Here is a 25,546-nt window from a genome sequence, read left to right as displayed (position 1 = left end):
ACACCGACCTGACCCAGTTGCAAAGCGGTGAAAGAGTATCTTTCACGACATGGTGTAAATTTTGAAGAAAAGGATATCAGTGTAGACGAAAAGGCCATGGAAGAATTGTGCCGGCGTAACGGCGGTCTGGCGGCGGTTCCCACCCTGATCGTCGATGGACAGGTTATAGTCGGCTTTGATGAAAACCGTTTAAAAAAAGTCTTGCACTGACGCCGGGAGTTTCCCGGCATGGTTTTTATTGGCAGAAAATATGGTGAATAGAAGGTGGGCCTCTGGGCAAAATGATCCATGGCAGCTTTAATTTGTGGAAGGAGGAAGCATCGTGGCAGGTCTAACCCAGGCTGAATTGATGCAGCTCCGGGAAAATTTAAGCAATGAGCTCTTGATGATCCGGAAATTCGGGGCCTACGCCGCCCAGTGCAGCGACCCCCAGCTGAAGCAGGTGTTGAGTTCAGTGCAGCAGGCCCACCAGAGGCACTATAATACTTTGCTCCGTCATTTGGGTGGGCAACATATGATGTAGAGGGGGAAGGACCATGCAGTTTTTTGATGATAAAACAATCTGCAGCGATTGCCTGGCCAGCGAAAAGCTTTTAACCAGCTCATATAATATGGCCATTACTGAATGCGCCAACGATCAATTGCGGCGGGATTTTATGACCGTTTACCAGGATGAGCAGAACTGCCTTAAGGCTGTATGGGATGTTATGCATTCCCGGGGATGGTATCAATTAAATATGGCCAGCCAGCAGGAGATAGCCCAGCTGCTACAGCGCCTACAGCAGGAACAAATGCAACTGCAGCAAGGCGGGATGGCAGGCGTCCAGATGGGGACGGCTCTTCAGGGTGGTGGCGGAATACCCCAATACAGGGTATAGAGGGAAGAAACCAAATAACCTCCGGCGGTATGTACTGTCGGAGGTTGTTTTATAACAGGCCGGTGGGGCCTTACGGCAGCAGGAATTGGCGTTACGGTGTCGAACATGGTGATTTAAAGTCGCCCGGTGCGGTCACCCGGTGTTTCCGGCAGCACAGGGGAGTGCTGTCCAAAACGGCGAAGGTGCGTGGCAGCGGGGAGAGAGCCTGAGCCGGCGGCTAAAAATCTGCTGTTACCGGCCCCGGGTTGGAGCCGGTCAAGCAATCGGGAGGTAATCATTTATGGATGCAGCTAAAATGGTCGCAGACCTGGTTGCATGGTTGCAGGAAGAGGCCGCCAAAGCCGGAGCCAAGGGAGCGGTCCTGGGTTTAAGCGGCGGCATCGACTCCGCCGTGGTGGCGAATTTATGCCGGCTGGCTTTTCCCGACAATTGCCTGGGGCTAATCATGCCCTGCCACAGCGACCCGGCCGATGCCGAGGATGCCCATCTTGTAGCCCGACACCTGGAGTTACCGGTAGTGGAAGTGGTACTGGATGATATCTACGACCGGTTGGTGCTGCTGTTGACGGGACAACCCTTTTCACCAGGTAAAAGAAACCTGGCCCTGGCCAATTTAAAGCCGCGCCTCAGGATGTTAACCCTGTACTTCCATGCCAATGAGCGCAATTACTTGGTTGTCGGCACGGGTAATAGAAGCGAATTGACGGTCGGTTATTTTACCAAGTACGGCGACGGTGGGGTGGACCTGTTGCCCCTGGCCAATTTGGTAAAATCCCAGGTACGGGAACTGGCCCGTTATTTAAAACTGCCGGAAAGGATTATTGGCAAACCCCCGACGGCGGGGCTGTGGGCCGGCCAGACGGATGAAGGCGAGATGGGTATAACCTATGAAGACCTCGATCGTTATATCCTGACGGGACAGGCGCCGCCGGCGGTTAAAGAAAAAATAGAGGCCATGGCCGCCGCCAGCGCCCACAAGCGACGGCTGCCTTTGACCCCGCCCTTTTAACGGCGGCGTTCTTCGCGGGTGTAGGGCAGGGGAACATACTGGACGGAAGGCCGGCGGCCGGCCGGCTGGGGATAGAGTTCCATAAGCTGATATATTTCCCGGGGCAAACCGGTTTTCACCGGCAGCCCCATTTTTATTAGCTGCGCTACGCCAATGGGATAGTCATGGGTCCATCGACCTTCACTTAAAATGGTAGCCAGTTCTTCGGCCTTTTGCCGTTCCATTTTTTCCGCCAGGAGCTCCGCAAGGCTATCCCGGACCTGCCGCATTGCTTTACGAGCAATGTCCGCCAGGACCAGGGTGCGGTCGTCAATCTCGTTTTTATCCTTTTCCTCAAGGACTTTGAGAATTGAAGCCGCGGGGTACTCGCCCAGCTGGGGGTCTACGGGCCCAAGAACGGCGTTTTCATCCATGACTATTTCATCGGCCGCCAGGGCGATAAGGGTACCGCCGGACATGGCATAGTGGGGAACGTAAACGGTAACTTTTGCCGGGTGCTTTAAAATCGCATGGGCTATTTGCTCTGCCGCCAGGACGAGGCCGCCGGGGGTATGAAGTACCAGGTCGATGGGCATATCGTCAGGTGTAAGGCGGATGGCCCGGAGAAGCTGTTCCGAATCCTCGATGTTGATATATCTGGTAAGGGGGATACCCAAAAAGCTCAAGGCCTCCTGGCGGTGAATGAGGGTAATGAGACGGGAATTACTTTTACGCTCGAAACTCCGAATGAGGTGTAGTCGCGCAGCCTCTATACGACGCTGATGCAGCATGGGCAAAAAGGCGGAAATTAGAAAGATGACCCATATCACGCTGAAAAAAATATCCACGGGGGATTACCTCCTTCGGCCCTGCTCCAATATTATCCCTTTATTACCACCAGGATATGCCGGTTGAAGCAGAGGAGTTCATGATTTATATTCGATATTACAAATAAACTTGCGATAATATCGAACAAAATGGGCTTTGGTACGGCAGGAATACCAAAATAAGCGGCGAACTTAAATATTAACGTTAGCACGATATTATAGCATTGAGTTCGATAATAACGAATATCGCCGGCCTCTCAGGGGGATATAAAGTTGAAAACTATTACATACATACTTAATAATAGAAAACGATTTGATTATATAGAACAGAGGCTGGCGGTATGGTAACGACGCGTATTCGATCGGTGGCCAAGGCATTGACAATCCTGGATTTGCTGGCCGCTCATCAAGGTGATATGTCCCTGGGAGAAATAGCCCGCGCCCTGGATTTGCCCAAAAGCACCCTCCATGGTTTGCTGGCAACCCTGCGTGATTTCGGTTATTTGGAGCAATCGCCCTTTGACGGCCGCTACCGACTGGGGGTGCGCCTTTTTGAAATCGGAAACATCGTAGCTAACAATTGGGACGTTCGTAAGGTGGCGGCCCCTCATATTCAAAAGTTAGTAGATGAACTAGAAGAAACGGTGCACCTGGTAGTCCTCGATAAAGGCGAAGTGCTTTACATTGATAAGCGGGAAAGCCGTCAGTCTTTGCGCATTGTTTCCCAGGTGGGGATGCGTCTGCCGGCCCACTGTACCGGGGTAGGCAAGGTCCTGTTGGCCTACCTGCACCCCAGTGAGGTGAAACGTATCATAGCTACAAAAGGGCTGGCCCGCTATACCCGCCACACCATTACCGATCCGCGCCAACTTGAAGCGGAGCTGGCTAAAATTCGGGAGATGGGATATGCCGTTGACAACGAAGAAATCATGGACAGCCTGCGCTGTGTGGCAGCTCCTATAAGGGACCATAACGGCAAAGTCTGTGCCGCCGTAAGCGTTTCCGGTCCCGTCGCCAGGCTGGAGGGGGAAAAATTCCGGCTGGCCGTAGAACAAGTTGTACGTACGGCGGCAGAGATATCGGCGGGACTGGGATACAGGCCTGCTGTGGGAAGTGATATTAGTGGAACTTAGAGAATTTCTCTTTGCCCCTTTAGGAAGGCAGACCGCATCTTTTGCCATTACCGCCCGGGAAAAGGGGATATTATCCGGTGCGGACAGATTAAAGCAGGTAGCCGATGAGCTGGGACTGGAAGTAACCTGGTCGGCCCCCGAGGGGTATGCTTTAGAGCCGGGCAGTTGTCTTTTCCGGGCCATGGGCGAAGCCACGGTGATCATCCAGGCTGAAGAAATGCTCCTTGGTATAATCGGAAAACCTTCCGGAGTTGCCACGGCGGCGGCCGACTTTGTCCGCCGGGCGAGGGGACGCATCAAAGTCGTCTGCGGCGCCTGGAAAAAGGTAACCCCGGAAATACGAAGCGAGCTGCGCCGGGCCATCGCCACCGGCGGCGCCGGCATCCGCATTAGCGATGAACCCTTTATCTACCTGGATAAAAATTACGTCCGCCTTCTGGGAGGTATTGAGCCGGCGGTGGGCCGGGCACGGACATATGACTCGAAACGGGTAATCGCCGTGCAGATCCGCGGGGAGACCAGGCCCGTAGCCGCTGAAGCGGAGGCGGCTGTAAAGGCCGGCGCGGGAATTATCATGGTCGATACCGGTCGTCTGGAAGAACTGGCCACCGTAATCGAGGCGGCACGGCGAGGAGGATGGCGGGAGAAAGTGAAAATTGCCTTTGCCGGCGGCGTTACGCCGGCAAATCTTGAGGCAGTAATTGCCGTCGGAGCGGATATCGTCGACGTCGGCCGGGCCATTATCGACGCCCCCCTCTTAGATTTAAGCCTGGATGTAGAAAGAGTTTCATTATAAATGGAAGCATTGAACATGACATAATATACCATTGAAAACAAATTATAAAAATCATCGAACCAGTATTATGAAAAAAAGGGGATAAGAAGTGGAATGGGACCTGCTGGAGAAAACAACCTTCTGGATTGAGAACGTCGAGCTGAACAACGCCGATCTGGGGCTCGTAGCGGCAACGGCGGCCGCCGCCTTAGAACTGGAGCCCCGGGAAGTGATGGTGGTGGACGTGCGGCCGGGGCTGGTAGCCTTTGACATCCTGCGGCGCCGGGTGCAGGCGGAAACGGTGGCCGGTAAAGAACAAGAAATCTTACGGTCCCTGGCGGAATTGCCGGGAGTGAATATTAAACCGGGAGCCGCCGTCCACTCGGAAGGGGTACTTGGCTTAATTGCCCTAGAGCCGGAAGAAGCCGCCCGGGTGCTGGCAGAATCGGAGGCCATGGCCCGGGAAATCGGCCAGGCTGTCGCCCGGCGGGCTATCGTCTTTGCCTCTGGATCCGAAGTTATAGCCGGGAAAATTAAAGACACCAATTCACCATATATAATATCGGCCCTGGAAAAAACGGGTTACCGGGCAAAATACGGCGGCATCCTCGAGGATGATGCTGTAGCGGCGGCCAACCGTCTGGAAGGGGCCCTGGAAGAAGGCTACGGCCTCATCATTACTACCGGCGGTGTGGGGGCCGAGGACAAAGACTTCAGCATCGAAGCCATCCTGCGCCTGGATCCCGGGGCCTGTACCCCCTGGATCCTGAAATTTAAGCCTGATTACCATAGGCACCATAAAGAGGGGGTGCGCATCGCCGTGGGGAAGGTAGGCCTGGCCTACCTGGTAGCCCTGCCAGGTCCCCACGAAGAAGCCAGGTTGGGCTGCGACCGGCTCCTGTCCGGGCTGGAACAGGGACTGGAGAAAGAAAGCCTGGCGGAGTATATAGCCGGCGCCCTGCGGGAACGCTGGCGCAGTGTAATGAAAGAAGGAGGCCATGAACATGGATTACCAGGCCGTTGCTGCTGAACTTCTGACGGCAGAAGTCAGCTGCAAACCCATTGAACCTTTAACCGAGACTTATCCAGATTTAACGGTAGAAGATGCCTACCGCATCCAGCTCGCCGGCATCGAGATGAAGAAAGCCCGGGGCAGCAGGGTTATCGGCAAAAAGATCGGTCTGACGAGCAGGGCCATGCAGAAGCTTTTGGGGGTAAACGAACCCGACTACGGCCACCTGCTGGATAACATGTTGCTACTGGAAGGCGAACCCTGCCGGAGGGATGAGCTCCTTTTACCCCGGGTGGAAGGGGAACTGGCCTTTATCTTAAAGGACACCCTTAAAGGCCCCGGGGTGACCATTGCCGACGTCTTCCGGGCCACGGAAGGTATCATGCCGGCCTTTGAGATCGTCGACAGCCGCATCCGCGACTGGAAGATCAAGCTCCCGGACACCATTGCCGACAACGCCTCCAGCGCCCGCCTGGTCCTGGGCAGCCGTATGGTGCCCATCAAAGACCTGGACCTGCGCCTCATCGGCATGGTGCTGGAGAAGAACGGCGAAGTGGTCAGCACGGGCGCCGGTGCCGCCGTCTGGGGCCATCCGGCGGCGGCCGTGGCCTGGCTGGCCAACAAACTGGCGGCCTTTGACATCGCCCTGGAGGCCGGCGAAATCATCCTTTCCGGTGCCGTCACGGCAGCTGAAAACGCCAGCGCTGGCGATGTCTTCACCGTTTCCTTCTACGGCCTGGGGAGCCTGAGCCTGAAGTTTATTTAACAGGGTGAGCGAGTGACAACCAAAGTCAAATTAAAGGGGATGTGAGTGTGGAAAAAGTAAAAGTAGCCGTCATCGGTCCTGGAAATATCGGCTCAGATTTGATGTACAAGATCTTGCGCAGCCGGCATTTAGAGATGGCCCTCATGACTGGCATAGTCGAATCGGAAGGCATCAAAAGGGCCAGGGATTTAGGCATTAAAACCTCCATTGAAGGCGTCAATGCCGTCCTGGCCGAAAAGGACATCAAGATCGTCTTCGACGCCACTGGCGCCAAACCCCACCTCCAGCACGCACCACTGTTAAAAGAGGCGGGCAAAATTGCCATCGACCTGACGCCAGCCGCCGTCGGCCCCTATGTGGTACCCTGCGTCAACCTGGACCAGGTCAAGGCCGAGCCCAATCTCAATATGGTCACTTGCGGCGGCCAGGCGACGGTACCTATAGTTTACGCCATCAACCGCGCGGCCGGGGCAAAATATGCCGAGATCGTAGCCTGCATCGCCTCCAAAAGCGCCGGGCCGGGGACGCGCCAGAATATCGACGAATTCACCCAGACTACGGCCAAGGCCCTGGAGGTTGTGGGCGGGGCGAAGAAGGGCAAGGCTATTATTATTCTAAACCCCGCCGAACCCCCGATTATGATGACCAACACCGTTTACGTCGAAGTAGAAAAACCGGATGAGAAGGCCATTCAGGCCTCTGTGGAAGCCATGGTAAAGGAAATCCAGGGCTACGTGCCTGGCTATCGGCTCCGGGTGCCGCCGCTGCTTGATGGCAACAAAGTGACGGTCATCGTAGAAGTTGAAGGGGCCGGCGATTTCCTGCCTAAGTACTCCGGCAATCTCGACATCATCACCTCCGCTGCTGTGGCCGTAGCGGAAAAACTGGCCCAAAAGATTTTAGCAGGGGAAGTGGCAGCATGAACAGCACTCCATTTATTCACATCGTCGATACAACTTTACGCGACGGCAGCCATGCCGTCAGCCACCAGTTCACGGCTGAACAGGTCGCCGCCATTGCCGGGGGGCTGGATGCCGCTGGGGTGGAATATATTGAGGTTTCCCACGGCGACGGCCTGGCCGGTTCGTCCTACAACTACGGCTGGGCCAAACTCAGCGACGAAGAAATGCTTAAAGCCGCGGCCGGGGCCATCAAGAAGGGCAAATTAACCGTCCTGCTTCTCCCCGGCATCGGCACCGTTGAAGATTTAAAAATGGCGGCCGACTGCGGCGCCAAAGTCGTACGGGTGGCCACCCACGTTACCGAGGCCGACATCGGGGAGCAGCATATAGGCATTGCCAAAAAAATGGGCATGGAAGCCGTAGGTTTCCTGATGATGTGCCACATGGCGCCGCCGGAAAAGGTGGTGGAGCAGGCCAAACTCTTTGAAGCATACGGGGCCGATTATATTAATATCGCCGACTCGGCTGGGGCCATGCTGCCGGAAGACGTCAAAGCCCGGGTAGGGGCTGTAGTTGAAGCCGTAAAAGTCCCTGTCGGTTTCCATGCCCACAACAACCTGACCATGGCCACAGCCAACGCCCTGGCCGCTGTGGAAGCGGGGGCCACCTTCCTGGACGGCGCCTGCCGGGGCCTGGGGGCCGGGGCCGGCAACGCCCAGACCGAGGCTTTAGTCGGCGTGCTGGATAAGCTGGGCTACCAGACGGGTGTCGATTTCTACAAAATTATGGATGTGGCCGAGGATATCGTCGAGCCCGTCATGCACCGGCCCCAGGTGGTGCGCAACGCGCCGCTTATGCTGGGCTATGCCGGAGTCTACTCCAGCTTTCTCCTGCATACCTACCGGGCGGCCGAGAAATTCAACCTCGACCCCCGGGACATTTTAGTTGAACTGGGAAGGAGGCGGATGGTCGGGGGACAGGAGGATATGATTGTCGACGTAGCTTACCAGCTTGCACAGAAGAGGGGAGGGGCTTGAACTTTGAAGGTAGTCAATTTGCTGGCGGCAGTCGATGCCGAAAAGTGCCGGGGCTGTAAAACCTGCGAAAAGGTCTGCCCGGTGCTGGCCATCAAAGTGGAAAACAGGAAAGCTGTCGTCGATGCAGAACGCTGCCGCGGCTGCGCCGCCTGCGAACAGCGCTGCCCGGATTATGCCATTACCATGGTGAAACGAGAGCAGCCGATAGTCGTCAAAGTTGACGTCGACGCCGTCGATTACGGGCAAATTGAAGAACTCTGCCGTCGCGCCCGGTTGAACCCGGAGCAGATCATCTGCTACTGCACCGCCACCCGGGCGGAAGAAGTTGCCGCCGCCATTTTGCAGGGGGCGAGGTCCCCGGAAGAGGTTTCTTTCCTCACGGGAGCCCGTACCGGCTGCAAGGTGGAGTGCATCCAGCCCATCCTGCGCCTCCTGGAAGCGGCCGGCATTAAGCCGGAACCGCCGAAAGACGGCTGGCAGTGGTATGGCCGCACAGTGACTGTATGGGAGATACCTGAGGAAGTCAAGCGCAAGTATGCCACCCGCGGTTTTTACTTCGACGAGGACATCAAGCTTTTAGATCGGGTAGTGTCGGCACCGGTACAGGGAAGGAGGGAACCCGATGCGTCCTCCCATTAAACCTATACCGCCCCGGCAGTCCCAGTATGGCATTGACCCGGCGTTAGTCAAAACCAGGGTCTGCGAACTGCCGGGAATGACCTCCGTACTGCTGAAAGAGCTCTTCCCCGACCTGCCGGAGGTGATTTACCCTGGTGAAGGGGGAGTGGCCGCCGTCCGTAAAGCTACGGAGGAAGCCTTACAAAAAATCGATATGAGCAAGATCAAGCCGGAGCATTCGGTGAACATTCTGGCTTCTCACCACGGCTTCACCCTTTTAGGCGGCGAACCCTATGCCGAAATGCTAAAAACCATAAAAGACGTCATCGAAACCCGGACGGGGTGTAAGGATATCCGCTTGCGGGCCGGTGTGGGCCTGCGCTTCCGGGAGACGGAAGAGTATATCAAGCGTTATGGCCTCGACCAATACTTTAACGGCAAGGCCATCGGTGTGGCCCCCATCGACCAGGGGATCCCCATTGAAACGGAGATCGGCACGTTATACGGCATCCGCAAGATTTACGACGCCGACTGGATCGTCCACGCCCATAACAGCGACGTGCGTGAGGTCCACTTCCACCGCCAGGTAGACCGGGCCGTGAAGCCCTTCGGCATGTCCTACGCCCGCATTGAAACCCGGTCCACCTATCACCAGAACCTGGGGCCGCGGGCGGCCAACTTTACGGCCAGGGCCATCTTTGACTCGCCCTTCGTCCAGAAGAAATTTGCCTTTGCTTCCTTCCTGACGGTGGCGCCCAACGGCATCATCGGCGTCGACGCCGACAGCGACCTCTATGCCCTGAACGACCGGGTGACCCAAATCGGCTGCCTTTATTACGGTAAGATGATGACCCTCTTCGGCGAGATCGACGAGTGCATCGCCGCCCTGGACTTCCCCTGCCCGGTGGTGTATGTCTTCTCGGCCGGGGTCATTTACGCCAACTTCGCCGGGGCCAATACTGACCTCTACGACCTGGATCTGCCCCTGCCGGCCTATACCTGGTATACCGAGGCCTTCTACGGCAAGGCGGGGAGGCCCCTTTTGGCGGATATACCGCCGGTCAACCCGGCCATCAAGATGTGCGTGCACAACTACGCCTGGACGGGTTATCCCAGCGCCTTCTTCAGCGAGCACATCCCCACGGTGGTAGTGGGCCAGGAACAGGCGGACCTCTTCAACCGCGACCCGCAGAACCTGACCTATATGAAGCACGCGGTGGTGGCGGAAACCACGGAAGCGGCCATGGAATTTGCCTATAAGGTTACCGGCACCAGGAAGGTCATTATCTTCGACGGGGCCATGGGAGGCATCAACGTCAGCGAACCCATGGCGGAACTGCTCCTTAAAAAAGCGCCGGCCGTCAGCGAGCGGGTAGAGAATGAGCTCCTGCCTAAATGGCTGCGGCAGCGGGGCGTAGACAGATGAAGGAGGTGAAAAGTAAAAAATAATTGCGGCCTGGCAAAGTAAAGATTTTTAAAGTGGAGTAATATTAAGCCAGCTACGTAAAAAATACAAAAAAGGCAATTAATAAACGAAAGGGGCGAAAGATATGAGCGTTCAGTATTATTCACCCGGCAGTTTTACCGAGGCTTTACAAGTCCTGGAACGTAATAGCAATTATACACTACTGGCCGGGGGAACGGATGTCGTTCCGCGGCTGAATTTAAGGCAAGTAAAGGGTTTACAGGGTTTAATCTATCTCGGCAATATAGTGGAAATGAAAAAGATAGTTGAGCATAATGAGCATATTTTCATTGGCGCCTTGGTAACCCATGCCTGCATAGCCGCCTCGGAACTTATAAAACAAAAGGCTTATAATGTCTGGTACGCCAGCTACCATATGGGTACGCCAGCCATCCGTAACGTAGGTACTATCGGCGGCAACCTTGTCAATGCATCCCCTGCCGGCGATAGTTGTGTGGCTTTACTGGCAGCCGGTGCCCTGGCCAGTATAAAATCATTGCATGAAAACAGGCTGGTGCCTATTAAAGAGTTTTTTGTTGATAAAGGAAAGACGGTATTAAAACCGGGCGAAATTCTTTATGGTGTTTATTTACCCAAGGCGGCAACTGGTATAAAGAAAGGTTGTTCTTACCAGAGGATTGGAACCCTGAAAGGTAGTTCAACGGCTATTATAAACATCGCCGTGGAAATAGAACAGGATACCGATGGTATGTGCAGGGCCTGTCGGATTGGCGCCGGTGCTGTGGCAAGCACCCCTGTTCGTTTATACAGCTTGGAAGAAATTTTTGTAGATAAAAGAATAAATTGGAATTTAATCGAACAAGCGGCCAATGAGGTAGATGCGCATATCAATCCTATTGATGATACTTACGCGACAGCATGGTACCGTCGTAAAGTAATTAAGGTGCTGCTTAAAAGGGCTCTGGCCGAGGCGAGCGGCCTTGCAAGTGAGGAAAAGGAGGTTTAAAGAAATGGAAGTCAAGTTTGTTTTAAATGGAAAGGAAGTAAAAGTAGACGTCAAACCTACTGCTATTTTAACTGACGTTTTGCGTGAGAAACTGGGTGTAACCAGTGTTAAGAAGGGCTGTGAAACAGGCGATTGTGGTGCATGTGCTGTTTTACTTGATGGGGAACTAGTGAACTCGTGTATTGTTTTGGCTCCAACGGTAGCGGGTAAGAGCGTGACGACAGTTGAAGGTTTAATTATCAATGGAGAAATGGATATTATTCAGAAACGCCTGGCTGAATATCACGGTACCCAGTGCGGTTATTGTACTCCCGGTATGGTAATAGCTATTAAAGCCTTATTAAATAAAAATCCCAAGCCATCAGAAGCAGAGATCAGGCGGGCTATCGCAGGTAACCTTTGCCGCTGCACGGGTTACCAGAAGATAGTAGAGGCAGTCCAGAGTATTACAGCGTGAGGAGGGATATGTAATGGGAAAAGTAATCGGCCAGAGGATTCCGTTATATGATAGCTATCGTCATACGACGGGGCAGACTAAATATGTGGATGATATTTATCTACCTGGTATGCTCTATGTAAAAACAGCTAAAATACCAGTGCCCCATGCCCGCATTCTGAATATCGATACCAGCGCCGCAGAAAGAGTAGCAGGAGTGGCAGGAGTTATAACTTATAAAGATGTGCCCAATAATTACTGGGGACCTTTTGTTCAGGACCAACCAGTTTTACCCGATAAGTTTGTAAGGTATTTAGGTCAGCCAGTAGTTGCTGTTGCCGCAGTGGATGAAGATACCGCCTACGAAGCCGTAGATAAGGTTAAAATCGATTACGAAGAATTAACTCCTGTATTTGACCCTGAAGAAGCAATGCAGCCAGGAGCTCCTGAAGTTCACGAGGGTGGCAATATTGCCAAATTTGGCGGTTATGATGCCATGATGGTTCGCCTAGGTGATGTCGAAAAAGGTTTTGCGGAATCAGATTATATTATTGAGCATAAATTCCGTACTTCTATGAATGAACATGCTTCATTGGAACCCCATTGCAGCGTCGCAGAAGCAGATGCCAATGGCCATATTACTATTTATACTGCTTCTCAAACTACTTCCTGGCATCAGTTTTTAATCTGCGGTGTACTTGGTGTACCTATTAACACTGTGCGGATAGTCTCCAGTCCTACTGGTGGCGGTTTTGGCGGCAAGTCTAACCCGTCGACAGAATTTGTTTGTGCCCTCTTGGCTAGGAAGACCGGTAAACCTGTAAAATGGCGCTGGACTAGAGAAGAAGAGTTTTTAATTTCAACAGTACGCAGTGCTGATATCATGTGGATGAAGACCGGTTTTAAGAAGGATGGGACGTTGGTAGCCCGTAAAATTCGTTATATCCAGGATACTGGTGCTTACAATGATTTTGGCACCTACGGGATGATGAAATTAACTTCTCAAATTAATGGTCCTTACCGAATTCCTAATGTATGGTTTGATGGATATGTTGTTTACACCAATAAACAGGTGACTGGTCCTATGCGGGGTTACAGTATTACCCAATCTGTTTCGGCAAACGAAACACAAATGGAAATTATTGCCGAAATAACTGGTCTGGATCCGATTGAAGTACGGATGAAAAATCTATTAAAGGACGGTGATATACTCCCGACCCAGCAAGTACTTGAAGCAGTAGGTGTCAGGGAAACCTTGGAAGCTGTTATCAAGGCTTCCGGCTGGTATAATAAATAAACCTGAGGAGGGACAGGGTAATGAAAAGACGAGGTAAGGGAGTTGCAGTAACTATACATTCTTCAGGTTTAACTGGAGGCAATGACCCCAGCGAGGCTATTGTACGTTTGCATGCAGATGGATCTGTAACAGTTAATATAGGCTCGGTCGAAATGGGACAGGGTATAAAAACAGTAGCACGCCAGATAGCAGCAGAAGTTTTGCAACTCGACCCGAATCTGGTCAGTGTAATTGCCGGCGATTCCGATGCCGACCCCATGTGTACCGGACAGTTTGCCAGCAGGACAACCCTGGTTTGTGGCAACGCAGTGAAGAAAGCTGCTGAAGCCTTAAAGTATAAACTACTGGAGTATGCCGGTGCTAAATTCCAAACGCCAGTAGAAAAATTGATATACAGTGATGGTATAATTACCTCAATTTTAGAACCAGAAAAGAGTGTAAGTATAAAGGAACTGGCAGGTGAAGCTTTTTGGGTAGCTCAGGAAGCGCTTATAGGTATTGGACGGCATTGCCCAACTTTTGCACCCCGGGATAATGAAACAGGCAAGGCTGATTTTTTCCAGGCTCTCCAGTATATATCCTGTGTAGCTGAGGTTACCGTTGATGACGAGACAGGTGTTGTAGAAGTAGAGAAGATGTATGTCGCCCTGGAAATGGGCACGCCCATAAATCCTTTGTTGCTAGAAGGGCAGATAGAAGGCGGGGCCGGTTTTGGTATTGGCTTTGGTTTGTCCGAAGATGTATTGCCATATTATCCCTCTATTAAACATATGCGCACAAGTTTTCGAGAGTACCGTATTCCTACGGCATTGGATATGCCGCATATAGAAAGTATTCTTATTGAAAAGCCCAGTTCTTTTGGTCCCTTCGGTGCTAAAGGCTGTGGAGAGATAGTAGCCAACGTTGGAGGACCTGCTATCGTCAATGCCGTTTCCAATGCCCTGGGTGGGGTTAAGTTTTATGAGTTACCGTTAACACCTGAAAGGATTCTCCGAGCACTGGAAGAACAACGGCAGAAAGGTTAACCAAGAGGTTAACCCGGAGAATAAATAATAACCTAATAGGCGCTTGCAAAACTAACGTTCTTTAAAAATCAAAAAGAGCCCTTATGCAAAGTCAGGTTCTTCTACTTACAAATAATGGATTTAAGGTACCTGTTGTACCGAGTTTCAAAGAAAAAGATAACCAAGAGGCGCGGCTATATGGACAAGATAGGGAAGCAAGTTCTGCCCTAAGCAACAAGCCAGCGTATAGACCTTACTTTATCATTGAGCTTGGCTCTCAAAGCGATTAAAGCGACAAGATTTTGAGCAATCGCTGCCAGGACAAGATCGCAAGAAGCACTAGCAAAGTCCGTCACCGTTAATCGGCCAAGCATGAGGGGAAGCTTTAGCCGGGAGATGGCTTGCTCCACGGCAATGCGCAAAAGGTAGATTTTCTTCCATAGCTCAGAGTTCCTTGGGACGGGAGTATTTTTTCGGTAGTTGTCCTGGGGATAAGTGTAAACCATCCGGCCGCTTTTAGAGGGGGTACACGGGTCTTGACAGGTGCAAGTATAACCCTTTTTCCCCGGCTTACTTAAGGGGCAGAGCCATTTAATACGGTTTCTGGATTTACAGAAGCCGGCGTATTTAAACTTTAAGGATGGATTTTTGGGGCACACTGGTACTCCCTCGGGAGCGAGCCGGGGCTCAGGCAGCTCTTTAGTATTCCGGGGATTGAGGTTAATAACCGGCTTAAGGTTGCAATCTTGCACCAGGTAACGGAAGTTTTCCGTGCTGTCGAACCCGGCGTCACCGGCAAAAAACTCGTAACGGGAAAGGTCATGGTGCTGCCGGAAATCCTCCAGGACCGGTTTTACGAGAAGCGAATCTTTCTGTCCTTCAAAAAGCATCACATTCCGGACGAGGCCGAAACCGTTAGTCAGGATAGCAGCGGTGTAGGCATAAGCAAAGTGACCGTTGGTATACATGAGTTTGGCCTTTGGGGCGGCCCTGGCACATTTGGGCATTTTGGCAATAGTCATGGCATAAATCTCGTTTTCAGGTTTTTCAGGGGCTCCCTTCTCGACCTGGTTTTTCAAGGAATAAAAGAACTTCGGGTTATTTTCTCTTACCGGCACTTCTAAGCCGGTTGTATCCAGGACGAGAAGGGAGGCCGCAAAAGGGTCGAGCTTTTTTAAGTAGGGCTCGGTTAGTTCCACCAAACGGTCTAAGATTTTTTTAAGCTCCTTTGGCCCGATTTTATCTTTAAACCTCGAGAAAGTAGCGGGGTCAGGAACGCTTTGAGTAAAGCCGCAAAAGTCTCTCAGGGGCTCTGACAATTCAAGGAAGGTAACCAAAAGTTCAACTGTGGGAATGGATAAGATCTTCTGGAGGATTAAGGCAGACAACATGGACGCTAAAGAATAAGGGGGGCGACCAGTGGATTTGTAGTAAGCCAGTTTAACCTCTAAGGGGATAATCTCTTCGATGTCTACGTAATCGGTGAGCATTTTCAGTTTGTCTTTGCTTGAAGCCTGTTCAAATTCTTCGTAGAGATCACACAAGGAAATTTGCTTATGTTTGGGCAACAGGGGCTCACCTCCAGAGTAATTTCTCCTAAGTATTTCGATGAAAACTGGAGGAAACCCTGCTTAAAAAGCCTGCAAAATCCCTTGTCTCTCAAGACCTCTGGGGTTTTGCAGGAGGCTATAATAACCTAACTGAAGGAGGTATCTTTTATGAAACTGCAAGTGCCCTATGAAACTGCAGAGGATCGCGGCGTGTTCCTTGAACTTGAGGTAGATGAAAAGAATTTTGCAGGAAGTTTTATTCCTCGTGAGCAGACGCCCTTGCCCAGTATCGCCAAGGCCGTAGCTGAAGCAGTAGAAAATCCTGTGGGCAGTAAAAAATTATCTGAACTTCTAGTTGGTGCCAAGAAAGTTACAATTATCACTGAAAACCAATTTCGCCAGGCACCGGTGCGTGAGGTCCTGCCTGTACTGATTGAAAAGGCTAAAAACGCGGGCGCGCAGGTAACGATTGTCATCGGTTGCGGCAAGGTTCCGGCTCTATCGGCTGAAGAAATAGAAGAAAAGTTAGGGCATGATATTGTTGAAAGCGGTATCGAAGTCTATTGCAATGATGTAAGTAAGCCAGAAAACTATGTTTTTAAAGGTATCACTTCTGCCGGGACGCCTGTCTGGATCCACCGTAAGGTAGCAGAAGCAGATGTTATTCTTACAGTAGGTACTACGCAGGCTACTTTATGGGGTTATGGTGGGTCGGGTATGATTATACCTGCTGTATCCAGCAACGAAACGATTGAAATAAATCATATTATGTCTCTAGCACCGGATTGCGTGCCCGGTAATAATAATTGCCGGATGCAGCTTGATAAATACGAAGCTGCTCGCCTGGCGGGAGTAACGATGGGTATCAACATGATCGTCAATAATCGTTTTGAAGTAACTTATGTTAATGCTGGTGATTTTGTCACGGCTCACAAGGAAGCTGTCAAAGTTTATGATCAGGTTTATCGTTTTAAAGCCGATGCGTTTAAGAATAATAAGGCTGATATAGTCATTACCGGTTCATCAGCACCAACTGATCATTTGTTCTTCCATACCGGCTGGGCAATTGTCAACTGCCTTCCAATTTTGAAACCTGGAGGAACGGTAATCTTTACCTCTCCTTGCCCGGGCTATGGTTCCTGGCCGGGGTTTGCCCTGATGGACCTGGTAAAGGACTTTATGCCACCTACTCCAGAGAATAATGAAAAAGCCCTGAAGGCTTTCTATACCCATTCCCGGGAATTATGGGCGGGATGCATCTGGTACAAGATCTATAACGCAATGCTTCATGCTGATTATTATATTGTTACTCGCCCTGAAAACCTGGAGATGGCACGTGATTTTGGGTTTGTTGTTTATGACAATTTAGAGAAGGCTTATAAAGATGCCCTGGCCAAACATGGTGCCAGTGCCCGGGTGGCCTTTGTTCCTTATGGACGCTATAGCGTGCTTGAGGTGTAACCTCAGAATTGTTATTAACCGGGTACAGGCAAAATTTGCCTGTACCCGGACAAAAATAAGAAATTAAATAAAATAATTAGGAGGATTTATAATGGCTGCTATTGTATTATTAATTGCTGCTTTTATTTTCCTGGTAGATTCCGCTTTCATGTTTGGCAAAGTCAATCCCAAAGGGGCCGCAACCGCTAATGCCATAGTAGGCTCCTTAATGGCGGTTCTGGGTTTGTGGTTGTCTGGTACAGCTAAAGATGGGGCGACATTAATAGTTGCGGGACTTACGATGGCCTTTTCGATGTTTTATCTTATTCTTGCTTGGGACTTATTTGGTGAACATGATCTGGCCGGCCTGGGATATTATTGCCTGGGGGCAGGGCTTTATGTTGCCCTTACCTGTTATTACTATTTTAGTATCGGCGATTTACGATTTGGTATTTTCGCTTTGTCGTGGGCCGTATTATTCCTGGCGGCTTTTGCGTCTATGGCTTTGAAACTGGCGTGGGGAAAATTTATCGGCTGGCTATTGGCGGTAGAAGGTATAATCACTCTCTTATTCCCGGCTTTTCTAATAATGATCGGTAAATGGTAATATTGAGTATAGTATTAGCAAGTAGGGAGATGAATTGAAGGTAGCAGAGAGGGACTGCATCAGCGTTACTATTGACGCAAAACAGGTTCCCTTAACTGGACCGCCTGGCAGTCCCTTCCTTATTTAATATGGAAAAATTTGGGTAATTTATTGGGAACGGGTTCTTTCAATATAAAATGCCATACGATTAAATTATTTTTTAGAAGAGGTAGAAAAGATGCTCCAGAGAGTCCGCGTAGAAGACAGCGTAGGCATGGTGTTGGCCCATGACCTAACTAAAATCGTCCCGGGTAAATTTAAAGGACGGCGCTTCAAGAAAGGCCATATTATTCAGGCGGAAGACATACCCGAGCTGCTGTGCATGGGTAAAGAATACCTTTATGTAATGGCCCTGGGGCCGGACGAGATCCATGAAGATGAGGCTGCCATTCGCCTGGCAAGGGCGGCGGCGGGCGATGGCGACCACGGTTTGGAGTTTAGCGAACCCCAGGAGGGAAAAGTAAATATAATCGCCGCCAGGGACGGCCTGTTAAAAATAAACCTGGCCGCCCTGGAGGAAGTGAACAGCAGATCGGAGGTCATCCTGGCCACCCTGCACAACAACTATCCGGTGAAGGCGGGTCAGGTGGTGGCCGGTACGCGCCTTATACCCCTGGTGGGACCGCGGGTGGAGATTGAAAAGATAGAAGAAGTCTGCCGTCTGGCCGGAGGGATTATCCGGGTGGCGCCTTACCGCCGGCTGCGGGTAGGTCTAATCACCACCGGCAACGAGGTTTACAAAGGGCGGATAAAGGACGCCTTCGGTCCGGTTGTTCGCGCCAAGATTGCCGATTACGGTTCTAAAGTCGAGCGGGAAGAGGTCGTACCTGACGACGCCGAAGCAATACAGCAGGCCATCGCCGCCATGATTGGCGCTAGGATGGAAATGGTGGTATTGACGGGGGGCATGTCTGTAGATCCCGACGACGTGACGCCGGAAGGCATACGCCGCAGTGGGGCGGAGGTCGTCACCTACGGCGCCCCTGTGCTGCCGGGGGCCATGTTTATGCTGGCCTACCTTGGGGAGGTGCCGGTTATGGGCCTGCCGGGTTGCGTCATGTATTACCGGGCGACGATTTTTGATCTAGTGTTGCCACGGATTTTTGCGGGAGAAAGGCTTACGCGCAAAGATATAGCCGGGCTGGCGGCCGGGGGTCTCTGTCAGGGCTGCCCCCAGTGCCGCTATCCCGCCTGTGCCTTCGGTAAAGGGTAAGATGACAACATTGTGGAAGTGTGTAGCTATGTTTCGTAAAGCTAAAACAATAGTAATTTAAAATGTTTTTTAGCCTGGAAGGGCGATAGGAAAGACATAATTAGGGGTTGAAAAAGATGAAAATTGCCTACTTTGACTGCTTTTCCGGTATCAGCGGCGATATGTGCCTGGGGGCCCTGCTGGCCAACGGTCTCTCCCGAGAAGAACTGGTAGCAGGATTAGAAAGCCTGGCCCTGGAGGGATGGGAATTAGAAGCCAAAGAAGTCCAGCAGCAGGGTATTGCGGCTATAGACATAGATGTAAAGGTATCCGATCACCAGCCCCACCGCCACCTGGAAGATATCCTGAAATTGATTGACAATAGCCCGCTGCCTGCTCCGGTGCGGGAAAAAGCAGGGGCTGTCTTCCGGCGCCTAGCGCAGGCAGAAGGGAAAGTGCACGGCATTGCTCCCGAAAAGGTCCACTTCCATGAAGTCGGGGCCGTTGATGCCATTATCGATATCGTAGGAACCGTCCTAGGACTGCACCTACTAGGTATTGAGCGGGTTATGGCCTCACCCCTGCCTCTGGGTTCTGGCTGGGTCGAATGCCATCACGGCAAGCTACCGGTACCGGCCCCGGCGACCCTTTACCTGCTCCAGGGCTACCCTGTTTACGGCACTGATGATGAAGCCGAGCTTGTAACCCCCACCGGCGCGGCCCTCATCACTACCCTGGCTGATAGTTTCGGCCCTTTTCCGGCTATGAATTTGACCAGCGTCGGTTTTGGCGCCGGTAAAACCCTTCTCTCCCATCCCAACCTCCTGCGCCTTGTCCTGGGTGAGGTTAATAGCGGGCAACTAGAAGGGGAAGAAAGCAGCCTGGTTATCGAAACAACCATCGATGATATGAACCCCGAGTTTTTTCCCGCCCTAATGGAGCAGGTATTGACGGCCGGAGCTGTTGATGCCTTCTTCACCCCGGTACAGATGAAAAAAGGCCGCCCTGGTGTCCTCTTTACAGCCCTTTGCCCGGAAAACCGCCTTGCCGCAGTAGCGGCGGCTATTTTTCGCCATTCCAGTACCCTAGGCCTGCGCTTCCGCCGCGACCGGCGCCTGGTCTGCCGGCGGCAGAGTATCGAAGTGCTGACACCCTACGGGCCGGTCGCTGTCAAATTGGGAGTTTATCATGATCCCGATGGCCGAGCAATCACCAACATTGCTCCGGAATACGAAGCCTGCCGCCGGGCCGCGCTAGCCGCCGGTGTTCCTGTGAAGGAAGTCTACGCCGCCGCCATGGCTGCCGCCCGGGCCGTAAAGGTACAGTAAGGTACATGCCAGGGGGCTGGCTTTTTATTGCCACCATAAGGATGGAAGGGCAATAAAGACCAGAGAGGTAAAATGCTGCCGGCATCAGGCAGTTCTGAAGGAGGTACCATCGTGGTGGCGCGTTTCGCTAACCGTTTTGAAAAAGTCCAAAAATTAATGGCTATAGAAAACTTGGACCTCCTCCTGGTGGTCAACCGGGAAAACCTGATTTACTTTACCGGCCTGACCCAGATCGAGTGCCTGGCCGTGTTAATACCCCGAGAGGGCGACCCCTGTGCCGTCACCCTCTGGCTGGATGCCGCTTATGTAGAGCGAGAGTCGGGGCTTAAAACTTATGGCTACCACTTTCCGCGGGAGAGCCTGGCCAGCAAGGTCGTGGAACGCATTAATGCCTACGGGTTTAAAAAGCCGCGAATCGGGTTTGAACGCTATTTCGTCGACTTCGCCCTTTATGACGGCCTGCGCCGGGCCTTTCCGGAAAGCGACTTTGTAGGGGCTGCCGATCTGTTTTACCGGATCCGCGCGATAAAAGAACCGCAGGAAATCGAGCTTATGCGGCGGGCGGCGGCGGCCACGTGCCGCGGCATGGAAGCGGCCGTCAAAAGCATACGGCCGGGGGTGACGGAACTGGACATTTTAGCCGAGGCGGAATATGCCATGTTGAAGGCAGGTTCCGGCGGTTCCTCTTTTCGACCCCAGGTGGTATCCGGAGAGCGTACCCTCCTCACCCACCCCTGTGCCAGCAACAAAAGGATCGCTTCCGGCGAGGTAGTAGTCATTCACCTGGGAGCGACCTACGAAGGCTATTGCGCCAAAATGTGCCGGACGGTGGCGGTAGGGGAAATACCGGCCGAGCAGGAAAAAGTTTATAAGGTCCTTTTAGAGGCTCAGGAGCGGGCTATTGCCGCCTTAAGGCCGGGAGCTACGGCAGGTGAGGTCGACGCCGCTGCCAGACAGGTAGTAGAAAAGGCCGGTTACGGCAGTAATTACCTGGACGTGGTCGGGTACGGCGTAGGTCTGCGCCAATCGGAGTTTTATCCGATTATCGGTAAGGGCCGGGAAGAAATAATAGAGGCGGGCATGGTGGTGGATCTGCTCCTGCCGACCGTTTATTACCCCGGTATCGGCGGGCCCCGGGTTACGGATGTTATCTTTGTGGGCGAGAAGCAAAACGAGATCCTCACTGATTACCCGCGGGAAATGATGCGGATAGCCTAAAGATTGCTTCCGGCATGAAGGAAGAAATGGAGGCGGCGGCGAAATACTTCAACCGGTGGCGAAAGGGGAAGCGGGAACATGAAATTAGTCGTGGCGGTTACCGGGGCCACCGGCGCCATCTATGCCGTACGACTGCTAAAAGCTTTAAAGGCCAGACAGGTTGAGGTGCATTTAATTCTAAGTCGTTGGGCCGGGGAAACCCTGCATCTGGAAACAGGCCTGACCGAGGAAGATATCCGTCATTTAGCTTCGTATTATTATAAAGAAGAAGATTTGACGGCACCGGTGGCCAGCGGCTCATTCCAGCACCAAGGCATGGTCATTGTCCCCTGCAGCATGAAGACCCTCTCCGCGATTGCCCACGGATACGCGGAGAACTTAATAGTACGGGCTGCCGATGTTACTATCAAAGAAGGGCGGAAACTCATCCTTGTTCCCCGGGAAACGCCTTTAAATGCTATTCATTTGGAAAATATGTTGGCCCTGGCGCGGCTGGGAGTCACCATTATGCCGCCTATGCCCGCCTTTTATTACCGGCCGCACAGCATCGACGACCTGGTAGAGCACCTGGTAGATCGCATTTTAGACCATCTAGGGCTTGGAGGGGGAACGGCAACGCGGTGGCGCGGCGGGAAAAAGGGTTTTTAGCGCAGGTGTTCCAGAATCTGGAGCAGACGGAAGGCGGGTTCGTCGGTCGTTTTCAGATTTTGCCGTGCCGCATCCCGTAAGCGGCGGATGCAGGCGGTATAGTCGCGGTTGAGGACCAGCTCTACTGTAATGTCCGAGACAGGACAGTTTTCTTTTATGGCAAACAAATCTCGCACCAGGCCCCGGGATACCACCGGGGCCCAGAGCATGAAAACCGGCACCCGCCCGGGGAAATTGGCGGCGGCAAAGGCAGCTGCCCTTTTTATTTTATGAATAATACGCGTGCAGGTGGCGGCGTTGCTGTCGCCGTAAAGAAGACCCCGCAGGTGGGTGGCTACTTCACACAGGTACACCCGGCTGCCGTCCGGCGCCAGGGCGATGATATCTATTTCGCCGTTGCCTTCCAGGTGGCAGTTGTAGACGACGATTTTGCAGCCCAGGACATATTTAAAATAAGAACCGACCAGGCTTTCGCCGATGTCCAATCTATAATATCCCCCTTTATCCTGCCAGGGGAAGTTACAGGCAACCCTATTGTTACCGGGGGACGGCCCTGTTATAACTGAAGGGGTTTGGCAGATTGCAGGTACAAAAATTGTTGAATACTGTAAAAAGGGATGATATAATCTACCTGTATAAGTGAAAAGGCGTCCTTTTCATAGGGCGCTTTCATCTTTAGGGAGGAGAAACTAGTTAATGACCGACGGCAGGGAGACGGTTCTACAAAAAGCGGCCGATCTGGGCGTTAAATTCGTGCGCCTGCAGTTTACGGATATCTTTGGCGTTTTAAAAAATGTGGCCATAACCATCGACCAACTTCCCAAGGCCCTCAACAATGAACTCATGTTTGACGGTTCCTCCATCGAAGGTTTTGTCCGTATAGAGGAATCCGATATGTACCTGCGACCGGACCCCTCCACCTTTACCATCTTTCCCTGGCGCCCCAACGGCGATGCGGTGGCAAGGCTTATCTGTGACGTCTACAACGCCGACGGCACCCCCTTCATCGGCTGCCCCCGGGGAACCTTGAGGAGGGTCATCGCCGAAGCGGAAGCCATGGGATTTACGATGAACGTGGGGCCGGAGGCGGAGTTTTTCCTTTTTCACACCGATGCCAGCGGCCGGCCCACCCTGGAAACCCATGACCGGGCCGGATATTTTGATATGACACCGGTGGACCTCGGTGAAGACGCCCGGCGGGACATGGTGCTGACTCTGCAACAGATGGGCTTTGAGATCGAGGCCTCCCACCATGAGGTGGCACCGGGCCAGCATGAAATAGACTTTAAATACGCCGAAGCCCTGCGGACGGCCGACAACATTGCTACCTTTAAATTTGTGGTGCGTACCATTGCCCAGCGCCACGGCCTCCACGCCACTTTTATGCCTAAACCCATTTACGGCATAGCCGGGTCGGGTATGCACTGCAACATTTCCCTTTTCCGCGACGGTAAAAACGCCTTTTACGATCCGCAAGACAAATTGCAGTTAAGTGAAATTGCCTACTACTTTATCGGCGGCTTGATAGCCCATGCCCGGGGTATGACGGCCATTACCAACCCGACGGTCAATTCCTATAAACGCCTGGTTTCGGGGTATGAGGCGCCGGTATATATTGCTTGGTCACCCCAGAACCGCAGCCCGTTAATCCGTATTCCAGCCAAACGGGGCCTTTCTACCCGCCTGGAGGTACGCCATCCCGATCCGTCGGCCAACCCCTATCTGGCCATTGCCGTCATGCTGAAGGCCGGCCTGGATGGTATAAAGAACCGGATTCAGCCGCCGCCTCCCGTAAACGGCAACATATATCACATGGATAAGGCCACCTTAAAGGCCCAAGGCATAGAACTCCTCCCGGCCACCCTGGATGAAGCCCTGGATGAACTGGAAAGGGATCCCGTGATCCAGGAGGCTCTGGGTCCCCATATTTACCAGCGCTTTTTGGAAGCCAAGCGCATTGAGTGCGAGGAATACCGCACAAGGGTACATCAATGGGAAATCGACCAGTATCTTACTAAGTTTTAAGGAGGAAGGCAGCGATGGGTTACCAGATTGCCATCATCGGCGGCGGGCCCGGGGGCTATGTGGCGGCCATCCGGGCGGCTCAACTGGGAGCTAAAGTGGTGGTAGTCGAGCAGGACGCTTTAGGCGGCACCTGCCTCAACCGCGGCTGTATCCCCACCAAGGCGCTGCTGGCCGGTGCGGCCTTAATTAAAGGTATTCAGGGAGCTGCCGCCTTCGGCATCGACGTAACCTCTTACCGGGTAGACTACGGCCGCCTGGCGGCGCGCAAGGATGCTGTGGTCAAGCAGCTAAATCAGGGAATTGCCTTTTTGTTTAAAAAGAATAAAGTCGATCTCATTAAAGGGCGGGGTTATCTTAAAGGACCCGGGCGAGTGGCGGTGACCACCGCCGAAGGTGCCGTAGAAGACATCGAGGCGGAGAACATAATACTTGCCACCGGTTCGGAACCGGCATTGCTAACTTCCCTGGGCTACAACGGGAGCAGCGTTGTTACCAGCAACGAAGCCCTGGCCTGGACGGAAGTGCCGGGGGAACTCCTCATCATAGGTGGTGGGGTCATCGGATGCGAGTTCGCCAGCCTGTTTGCCACCCTGGGTAGCAAGGTTACCATTGTAGAAATGATGCCCACCATCCTCCCTATGATCGATGTTGAGATATCCCGGCGTTTCAGCATGCTGCTCAAAAAAGCCGGGGTGGAGATTAAGACTAAGGCCCAGATAACGGAAGTCCGCGAAGAAGGTGGCCGGGTGCGGGCCACCTTGGCAGACGGGCAGACCATAGAGGCCGACAAAGTACTTATTTCCATCGGTCGCCGCTTCAATACCCGTGATTTAGGCCTGGAAGAAGCCGGCATCGAACTGGGACCCAAAGGCGAGGTAATCGTCGACGAATATATGCGGACGAACGTCCCCGGAATTTATGCCGTCGGTGACATTACCAATAAGGTACAGCTCGCCCATGTGGCCTCAGCCCAGGGTTTGGCGGCGGTAGCCACCATCATGGGTCGACCCACAAAAGTTAACTACGATGCCGTGCCCAGCTGCATCTATACCCTGCCAGAGATTGCCGGAGTCGGCCTGACTAAAGAAGCAGCTGAAGAAAGGGGCTTCAAGGTCAAGGTAGGCAAATTCCCCTTCCAAGCCAGCGGCAAGGCTTTATGCAGCGGGGAAACGGAAGGCATGGTCAAGATAATTGCCGAGGCAGAAAGTGACCGGATCCTGGGAGTCTTTATCATGGGGCCCCATGCCACCGAGCTCATCGCCGAAGGCGCCCTGGCGGTAAACAAGGGTATTACTGCCGGCGAGCTTGCGGCGACCATCCATGCCCATCCCACCCTGTCTGAAGCGGTAATGGAAGCCGCCGAGGCGGTGCACGGGATGAGCATTCATATTTAA

General features: G+C 52.7%; 27 protein-coding genes. 24 read left to right on the top strand and 3 right to left on the bottom strand.

The window, feature by feature from the left end:
• Nucleotides 1-27: 27 nt before the first annotated feature.
• The 4 genes from MHFGQ_RS09750 to nadE all read left to right on the top strand — a co-directional run bounded on the left by MHFGQ_RS09750 (nucleotide 28) and on the right by nadE (nucleotide 1,887).
• Nucleotides 28-210, top strand: a complete 183-nt coding sequence (locus MHFGQ_RS09750; RefSeq protein ID WP_106006488.1) for a glutaredoxin family protein — start codon at nucleotides 28-30, stop codon at nucleotides 208-210.
• 112 nt (nucleotides 211-322) lie between these two features.
• Nucleotides 323-523, top strand: a complete 201-nt coding sequence (locus MHFGQ_RS09745; RefSeq protein WP_170066407.1) for a spore coat protein — start codon at nucleotides 323-325, stop codon at nucleotides 521-523.
• A 13-nt stretch (nucleotides 524-536) separates the two neighbouring features.
• Nucleotides 537-878, top strand: a complete 342-nt coding sequence (locus MHFGQ_RS09740) for a spore coat protein (protein ID WP_106006489.1) — start codon at nucleotides 537-539, stop codon at nucleotides 876-878.
• Between the two features lie 280 nt (nucleotides 879-1,158).
• Nucleotides 1,159-1,887 carry an NAD(+) synthase gene (gene nadE, locus MHFGQ_RS09735; RefSeq protein ID WP_106006490.1) on the top strand — a complete coding sequence of 243 codons (729 nt, stop codon included), beginning with the start codon at nucleotides 1,159-1,161 and terminating at the stop codon, nucleotides 1,885-1,887.
• Here nadE and MHFGQ_RS09730 read toward each other — a convergent pair.
• On the bottom strand, nucleotides 1,884-2,657 hold the full coding sequence (locus tag MHFGQ_RS09730) for an SDH family Clp fold serine proteinase (RefSeq protein ID WP_425463826.1): 774 nt from the start codon (nucleotides 2,655-2,657) through the stop codon (nucleotides 1,884-1,886). The genes nadE and MHFGQ_RS09730 overlap by 4 nt on opposite strands.
• A 377-nt stretch (nucleotides 2,658-3,034) precedes the next feature.
• On the opposite strand from MHFGQ_RS09730, the gene MHFGQ_RS09725 reads away from it, so the two are divergent.
• From MHFGQ_RS09725 to MHFGQ_RS09670, 12 genes are all read left to right on the top strand, one after another.
• Entirely contained in the window at nucleotides 3,035-3,826 is a 792-nt protein-coding gene (locus tag MHFGQ_RS09725) for an IclR family transcriptional regulator (protein ID WP_106006492.1), read from the top strand.
• Nucleotides 3,816-4,622, top strand: coding sequence for a nicotinate-nucleotide pyrophosphorylase (locus MHFGQ_RS09720; protein WP_170066408.1), 807 nt, complete (start codon nucleotides 3,816-3,818; stop codon nucleotides 4,620-4,622). Before MHFGQ_RS09725 ends, MHFGQ_RS09720 begins: the two co-directional genes overlap by 11 nt.
• A gap of 88 nt (nucleotides 4,623-4,710) precedes the next feature.
• Entirely contained in the window at nucleotides 4,711-5,631 is a 921-nt protein-coding gene (locus MHFGQ_RS09715; RefSeq protein WP_106006493.1) for a molybdopterin-binding protein, read from the top strand.
• The gene (locus MHFGQ_RS09710) at nucleotides 5,606-6,379 is read left to right on the top strand and encodes a 2-keto-4-pentenoate hydratase (protein WP_106006494.1); all 774 of its coding nucleotides are present in this window, start codon (nucleotides 5,606-5,608) and stop codon (nucleotides 6,377-6,379) included. Before MHFGQ_RS09715 ends, MHFGQ_RS09710 begins: the two co-directional genes overlap by 26 nt.
• A 47-nt stretch (nucleotides 6,380-6,426) precedes the next feature.
• The gene (locus MHFGQ_RS09705; protein ID WP_106006495.1) at nucleotides 6,427-7,302 is read left to right on the top strand and encodes an acetaldehyde dehydrogenase (acetylating); all 876 of its coding nucleotides are present in this window, start codon (nucleotides 6,427-6,429) and stop codon (nucleotides 7,300-7,302) included.
• Nucleotides 7,299-8,318: a 4-hydroxy-2-oxovalerate aldolase gene (gene dmpG / locus MHFGQ_RS09700; protein WP_106006496.1), complete on the top strand. Its 1,020-nt coding sequence runs from the start codon at nucleotides 7,299-7,301 to the stop codon at nucleotides 8,316-8,318. The genes MHFGQ_RS09705 and dmpG overlap by 4 nt, the downstream gene beginning before the upstream one ends.
• A gap of 3 nt (nucleotides 8,319-8,321) precedes the next feature.
• On the top strand, nucleotides 8,322-8,957 hold the full coding sequence (locus tag MHFGQ_RS09695) for a 4Fe-4S binding protein (protein WP_106006497.1): 636 nt from the start codon (nucleotides 8,322-8,324) through the stop codon (nucleotides 8,955-8,957).
• Nucleotides 8,941-10,362, top strand: a complete 1,422-nt coding sequence (locus tag MHFGQ_RS09690) for a hypothetical protein (RefSeq protein WP_106006498.1) — start codon at nucleotides 8,941-8,943, stop codon at nucleotides 10,360-10,362. Before MHFGQ_RS09695 ends, MHFGQ_RS09690 begins: the two co-directional genes overlap by 17 nt.
• Nucleotides 10,363-10,486: 124 nt before the next feature.
• Entirely contained in the window at nucleotides 10,487-11,368 is an 882-nt protein-coding gene (locus MHFGQ_RS09685; RefSeq protein ID WP_106006499.1) for an FAD binding domain-containing protein, read from the top strand.
• A 4-nt stretch (nucleotides 11,369-11,372) separates the two neighbouring features.
• The gene (locus tag MHFGQ_RS09680; RefSeq protein WP_106006500.1) at nucleotides 11,373-11,825 is read left to right on the top strand and encodes a (2Fe-2S)-binding protein; all 453 of its coding nucleotides are present in this window, start codon (nucleotides 11,373-11,375) and stop codon (nucleotides 11,823-11,825) included.
• 13 nt (nucleotides 11,826-11,838) lie between these two features.
• The gene (locus tag MHFGQ_RS09675) at nucleotides 11,839-13,101 is read left to right on the top strand and encodes a xanthine dehydrogenase family protein molybdopterin-binding subunit (protein ID WP_106006501.1); all 1,263 of its coding nucleotides are present in this window, start codon (nucleotides 11,839-11,841) and stop codon (nucleotides 13,099-13,101) included.
• Nucleotides 13,102-13,121: 20 nt separating this feature from the next.
• Nucleotides 13,122-14,126 (top strand): xanthine dehydrogenase family protein molybdopterin-binding subunit, encoded by a 1,005-nt coding sequence (locus tag MHFGQ_RS09670; protein ID WP_106006502.1) that lies wholly within the window; start codon nucleotides 13,122-13,124, stop codon nucleotides 14,124-14,126.
• A 206-nt stretch (nucleotides 14,127-14,332) separates the two neighbouring features.
• On the opposite strand, the gene MHFGQ_RS09665 is transcribed toward MHFGQ_RS09670, so the two are convergent.
• Nucleotides 14,333-15,673, bottom strand: coding sequence for a transposase (locus MHFGQ_RS09665; RefSeq protein ID WP_211292901.1), 1,341 nt, complete (start codon nucleotides 15,671-15,673; stop codon nucleotides 14,333-14,335).
• Nucleotides 15,674-15,823: 150 nt separating this feature from the next.
• Between MHFGQ_RS09665 and MHFGQ_RS09660 the strand changes: the two genes are divergently transcribed.
• The 6 genes from MHFGQ_RS09660 (at nucleotide 15,824) to MHFGQ_RS09635 (ending at nucleotide 22,127) form a co-directional block, all read left to right on the top strand.
• Nucleotides 15,824-17,116 carry a lactate racemase domain-containing protein gene (locus MHFGQ_RS09660; protein ID WP_106004165.1) on the top strand — a complete coding sequence of 431 codons (1,293 nt, stop codon included), beginning with the start codon at nucleotides 15,824-15,826 and terminating at the stop codon, nucleotides 17,114-17,116.
• Nucleotides 17,117-17,207: 91 nt separating this feature from the next.
• Nucleotides 17,208-17,702: an AmiS/UreI family transporter gene (locus MHFGQ_RS09655; protein WP_106004166.1), complete on the top strand. Its 495-nt coding sequence runs from the start codon at nucleotides 17,208-17,210 to the stop codon at nucleotides 17,700-17,702.
• 217 nt (nucleotides 17,703-17,919) lie between these two features.
• Nucleotides 17,920-18,954, top strand: coding sequence for a molybdopterin-binding protein (locus MHFGQ_RS09650; RefSeq protein WP_106004167.1), 1,035 nt, complete (start codon nucleotides 17,920-17,922; stop codon nucleotides 18,952-18,954).
• Nucleotides 18,955-19,070: 116 nt separating this feature from the next.
• Nucleotides 19,071-20,261, top strand: coding sequence for a nickel pincer cofactor biosynthesis protein LarC (larC, locus tag MHFGQ_RS09645; RefSeq protein ID WP_106004168.1), 1,191 nt, complete (start codon nucleotides 19,071-19,073; stop codon nucleotides 20,259-20,261).
• A gap of 111 nt (nucleotides 20,262-20,372) precedes the next feature.
• Complete coding sequence (locus MHFGQ_RS09640) at nucleotides 20,373-21,479, top strand: M24 family metallopeptidase (protein WP_106004169.1); 1,107 nt, start codon at nucleotides 20,373-20,375, stop codon at nucleotides 21,477-21,479.
• Between the two features lie 78 nt (nucleotides 21,480-21,557).
• Nucleotides 21,558-22,127: a UbiX family flavin prenyltransferase gene (locus MHFGQ_RS09635; protein ID WP_106004170.1), complete on the top strand. Its 570-nt coding sequence runs from the start codon at nucleotides 21,558-21,560 to the stop codon at nucleotides 22,125-22,127.
• Here MHFGQ_RS09635 and MHFGQ_RS09630 read toward each other — a convergent pair.
• On the bottom strand, nucleotides 22,124-22,612 hold the full coding sequence (locus MHFGQ_RS09630) for an NERD domain-containing protein (protein ID WP_106004171.1): 489 nt from the start codon (nucleotides 22,610-22,612) through the stop codon (nucleotides 22,124-22,126). The two genes, MHFGQ_RS09635 and MHFGQ_RS09630, sit on opposite strands and share 4 nt — an antisense overlap.
• A 211-nt stretch (nucleotides 22,613-22,823) precedes the next feature.
• Here MHFGQ_RS09630 and glnA point away from each other — a divergent pair, with 211 nt between their 5' ends.
• Both glnA and lpdA read left to right on the top strand, forming a co-directional pair.
• Nucleotides 22,824-24,152 (top strand): type I glutamate--ammonia ligase, encoded by a 1,329-nt coding sequence (glnA, locus tag MHFGQ_RS09625; protein WP_106004172.1) that lies wholly within the window; start codon nucleotides 22,824-22,826, stop codon nucleotides 24,150-24,152.
• Nucleotides 24,153-24,166: 14 nt separating this feature from the next.
• A complete protein-coding gene (gene lpdA / locus MHFGQ_RS09620; RefSeq protein ID WP_106004173.1) occupies nucleotides 24,167-25,546 on the top strand; it encodes a dihydrolipoyl dehydrogenase in 1,380 nt (459 codons plus the stop codon).

The organism is Moorella humiferrea (assembly GCF_039233145.1).
GTDB classification, from domain to species: Bacteria; Bacillota; DSM-521; order Neomoorellales; family Neomoorellaceae; genus Neomoorella; species Neomoorella humiferrea.
This window is presented reverse-complemented; position numbering and strand designations above follow the sequence as displayed.

What these genes read in the sequence shown, in the direction of transcription:
- MHFGQ_RS09740 (WP_106006489.1), top strand. Translation starts at nt 537, where the DNA reads ATGCAGTTTTTTGATGATAAAACAATCTGCAGCGATTGCCTGGCCAGC.
- nadE (WP_106006490.1), top strand. Translation starts at nt 1,159, where the DNA reads ATGGATGCAGCTAAAATGGTCGCAGACCTGGTTGCATGGTTGCAGGAA.
- MHFGQ_RS09730 (WP_425463826.1), bottom strand. Translation starts at nt 2,657, where the DNA reads ATGCTGCATCAGCGTCGTATAGAGGCTGCGCGACTACACCTCATTCGG.
- MHFGQ_RS09725 (WP_106006492.1), top strand. Translation starts at nt 3,035, where the DNA reads ATGGTAACGACGCGTATTCGATCGGTGGCCAAGGCATTGACAATCCTG.
- MHFGQ_RS09710 (WP_106006494.1), top strand. Translation starts at nt 5,606, where the DNA reads ATGGATTACCAGGCCGTTGCTGCTGAACTTCTGACGGCAGAAGTCAGC.
- dmpG (WP_106006496.1), top strand. Translation starts at nt 7,299, where the DNA reads ATGAACAGCACTCCATTTATTCACATCGTCGATACAACTTTACGCGAC.
- MHFGQ_RS09690 (WP_106006498.1), top strand. Translation starts at nt 8,941, where the DNA reads ATGCGTCCTCCCATTAAACCTATACCGCCCCGGCAGTCCCAGTATGGC.
- MHFGQ_RS09685 (WP_106006499.1), top strand. Translation starts at nt 10,487, where the DNA reads ATGAGCGTTCAGTATTATTCACCCGGCAGTTTTACCGAGGCTTTACAA.
- MHFGQ_RS09680 (WP_106006500.1), top strand. Translation starts at nt 11,373, where the DNA reads ATGGAAGTCAAGTTTGTTTTAAATGGAAAGGAAGTAAAAGTAGACGTC.
- MHFGQ_RS09675 (WP_106006501.1), top strand. Translation starts at nt 11,839, where the DNA reads ATGGGAAAAGTAATCGGCCAGAGGATTCCGTTATATGATAGCTATCGT.
- MHFGQ_RS09670 (WP_106006502.1), top strand. Translation starts at nt 13,122, where the DNA reads ATGAAAAGACGAGGTAAGGGAGTTGCAGTAACTATACATTCTTCAGGT.
- MHFGQ_RS09660 (WP_106004165.1), top strand. Translation starts at nt 15,824, where the DNA reads ATGAAACTGCAAGTGCCCTATGAAACTGCAGAGGATCGCGGCGTGTTC.
- MHFGQ_RS09655 (WP_106004166.1), top strand. Translation starts at nt 17,208, where the DNA reads ATGGCTGCTATTGTATTATTAATTGCTGCTTTTATTTTCCTGGTAGAT.
- MHFGQ_RS09650 (WP_106004167.1), top strand. Translation starts at nt 17,920, where the DNA reads ATGCTCCAGAGAGTCCGCGTAGAAGACAGCGTAGGCATGGTGTTGGCC.
- larC (WP_106004168.1), top strand. Translation starts at nt 19,071, where the DNA reads ATGAAAATTGCCTACTTTGACTGCTTTTCCGGTATCAGCGGCGATATG.
- MHFGQ_RS09635 (WP_106004170.1), top strand. Translation starts at nt 21,558, where the DNA reads ATGAAATTAGTCGTGGCGGTTACCGGGGCCACCGGCGCCATCTATGCC.
- glnA (WP_106004172.1), top strand. Translation starts at nt 22,824, where the DNA reads ATGACCGACGGCAGGGAGACGGTTCTACAAAAAGCGGCCGATCTGGGC.
- lpdA (WP_106004173.1), top strand. Translation starts at nt 24,167, where the DNA reads ATGGGTTACCAGATTGCCATCATCGGCGGCGGGCCCGGGGGCTATGTG.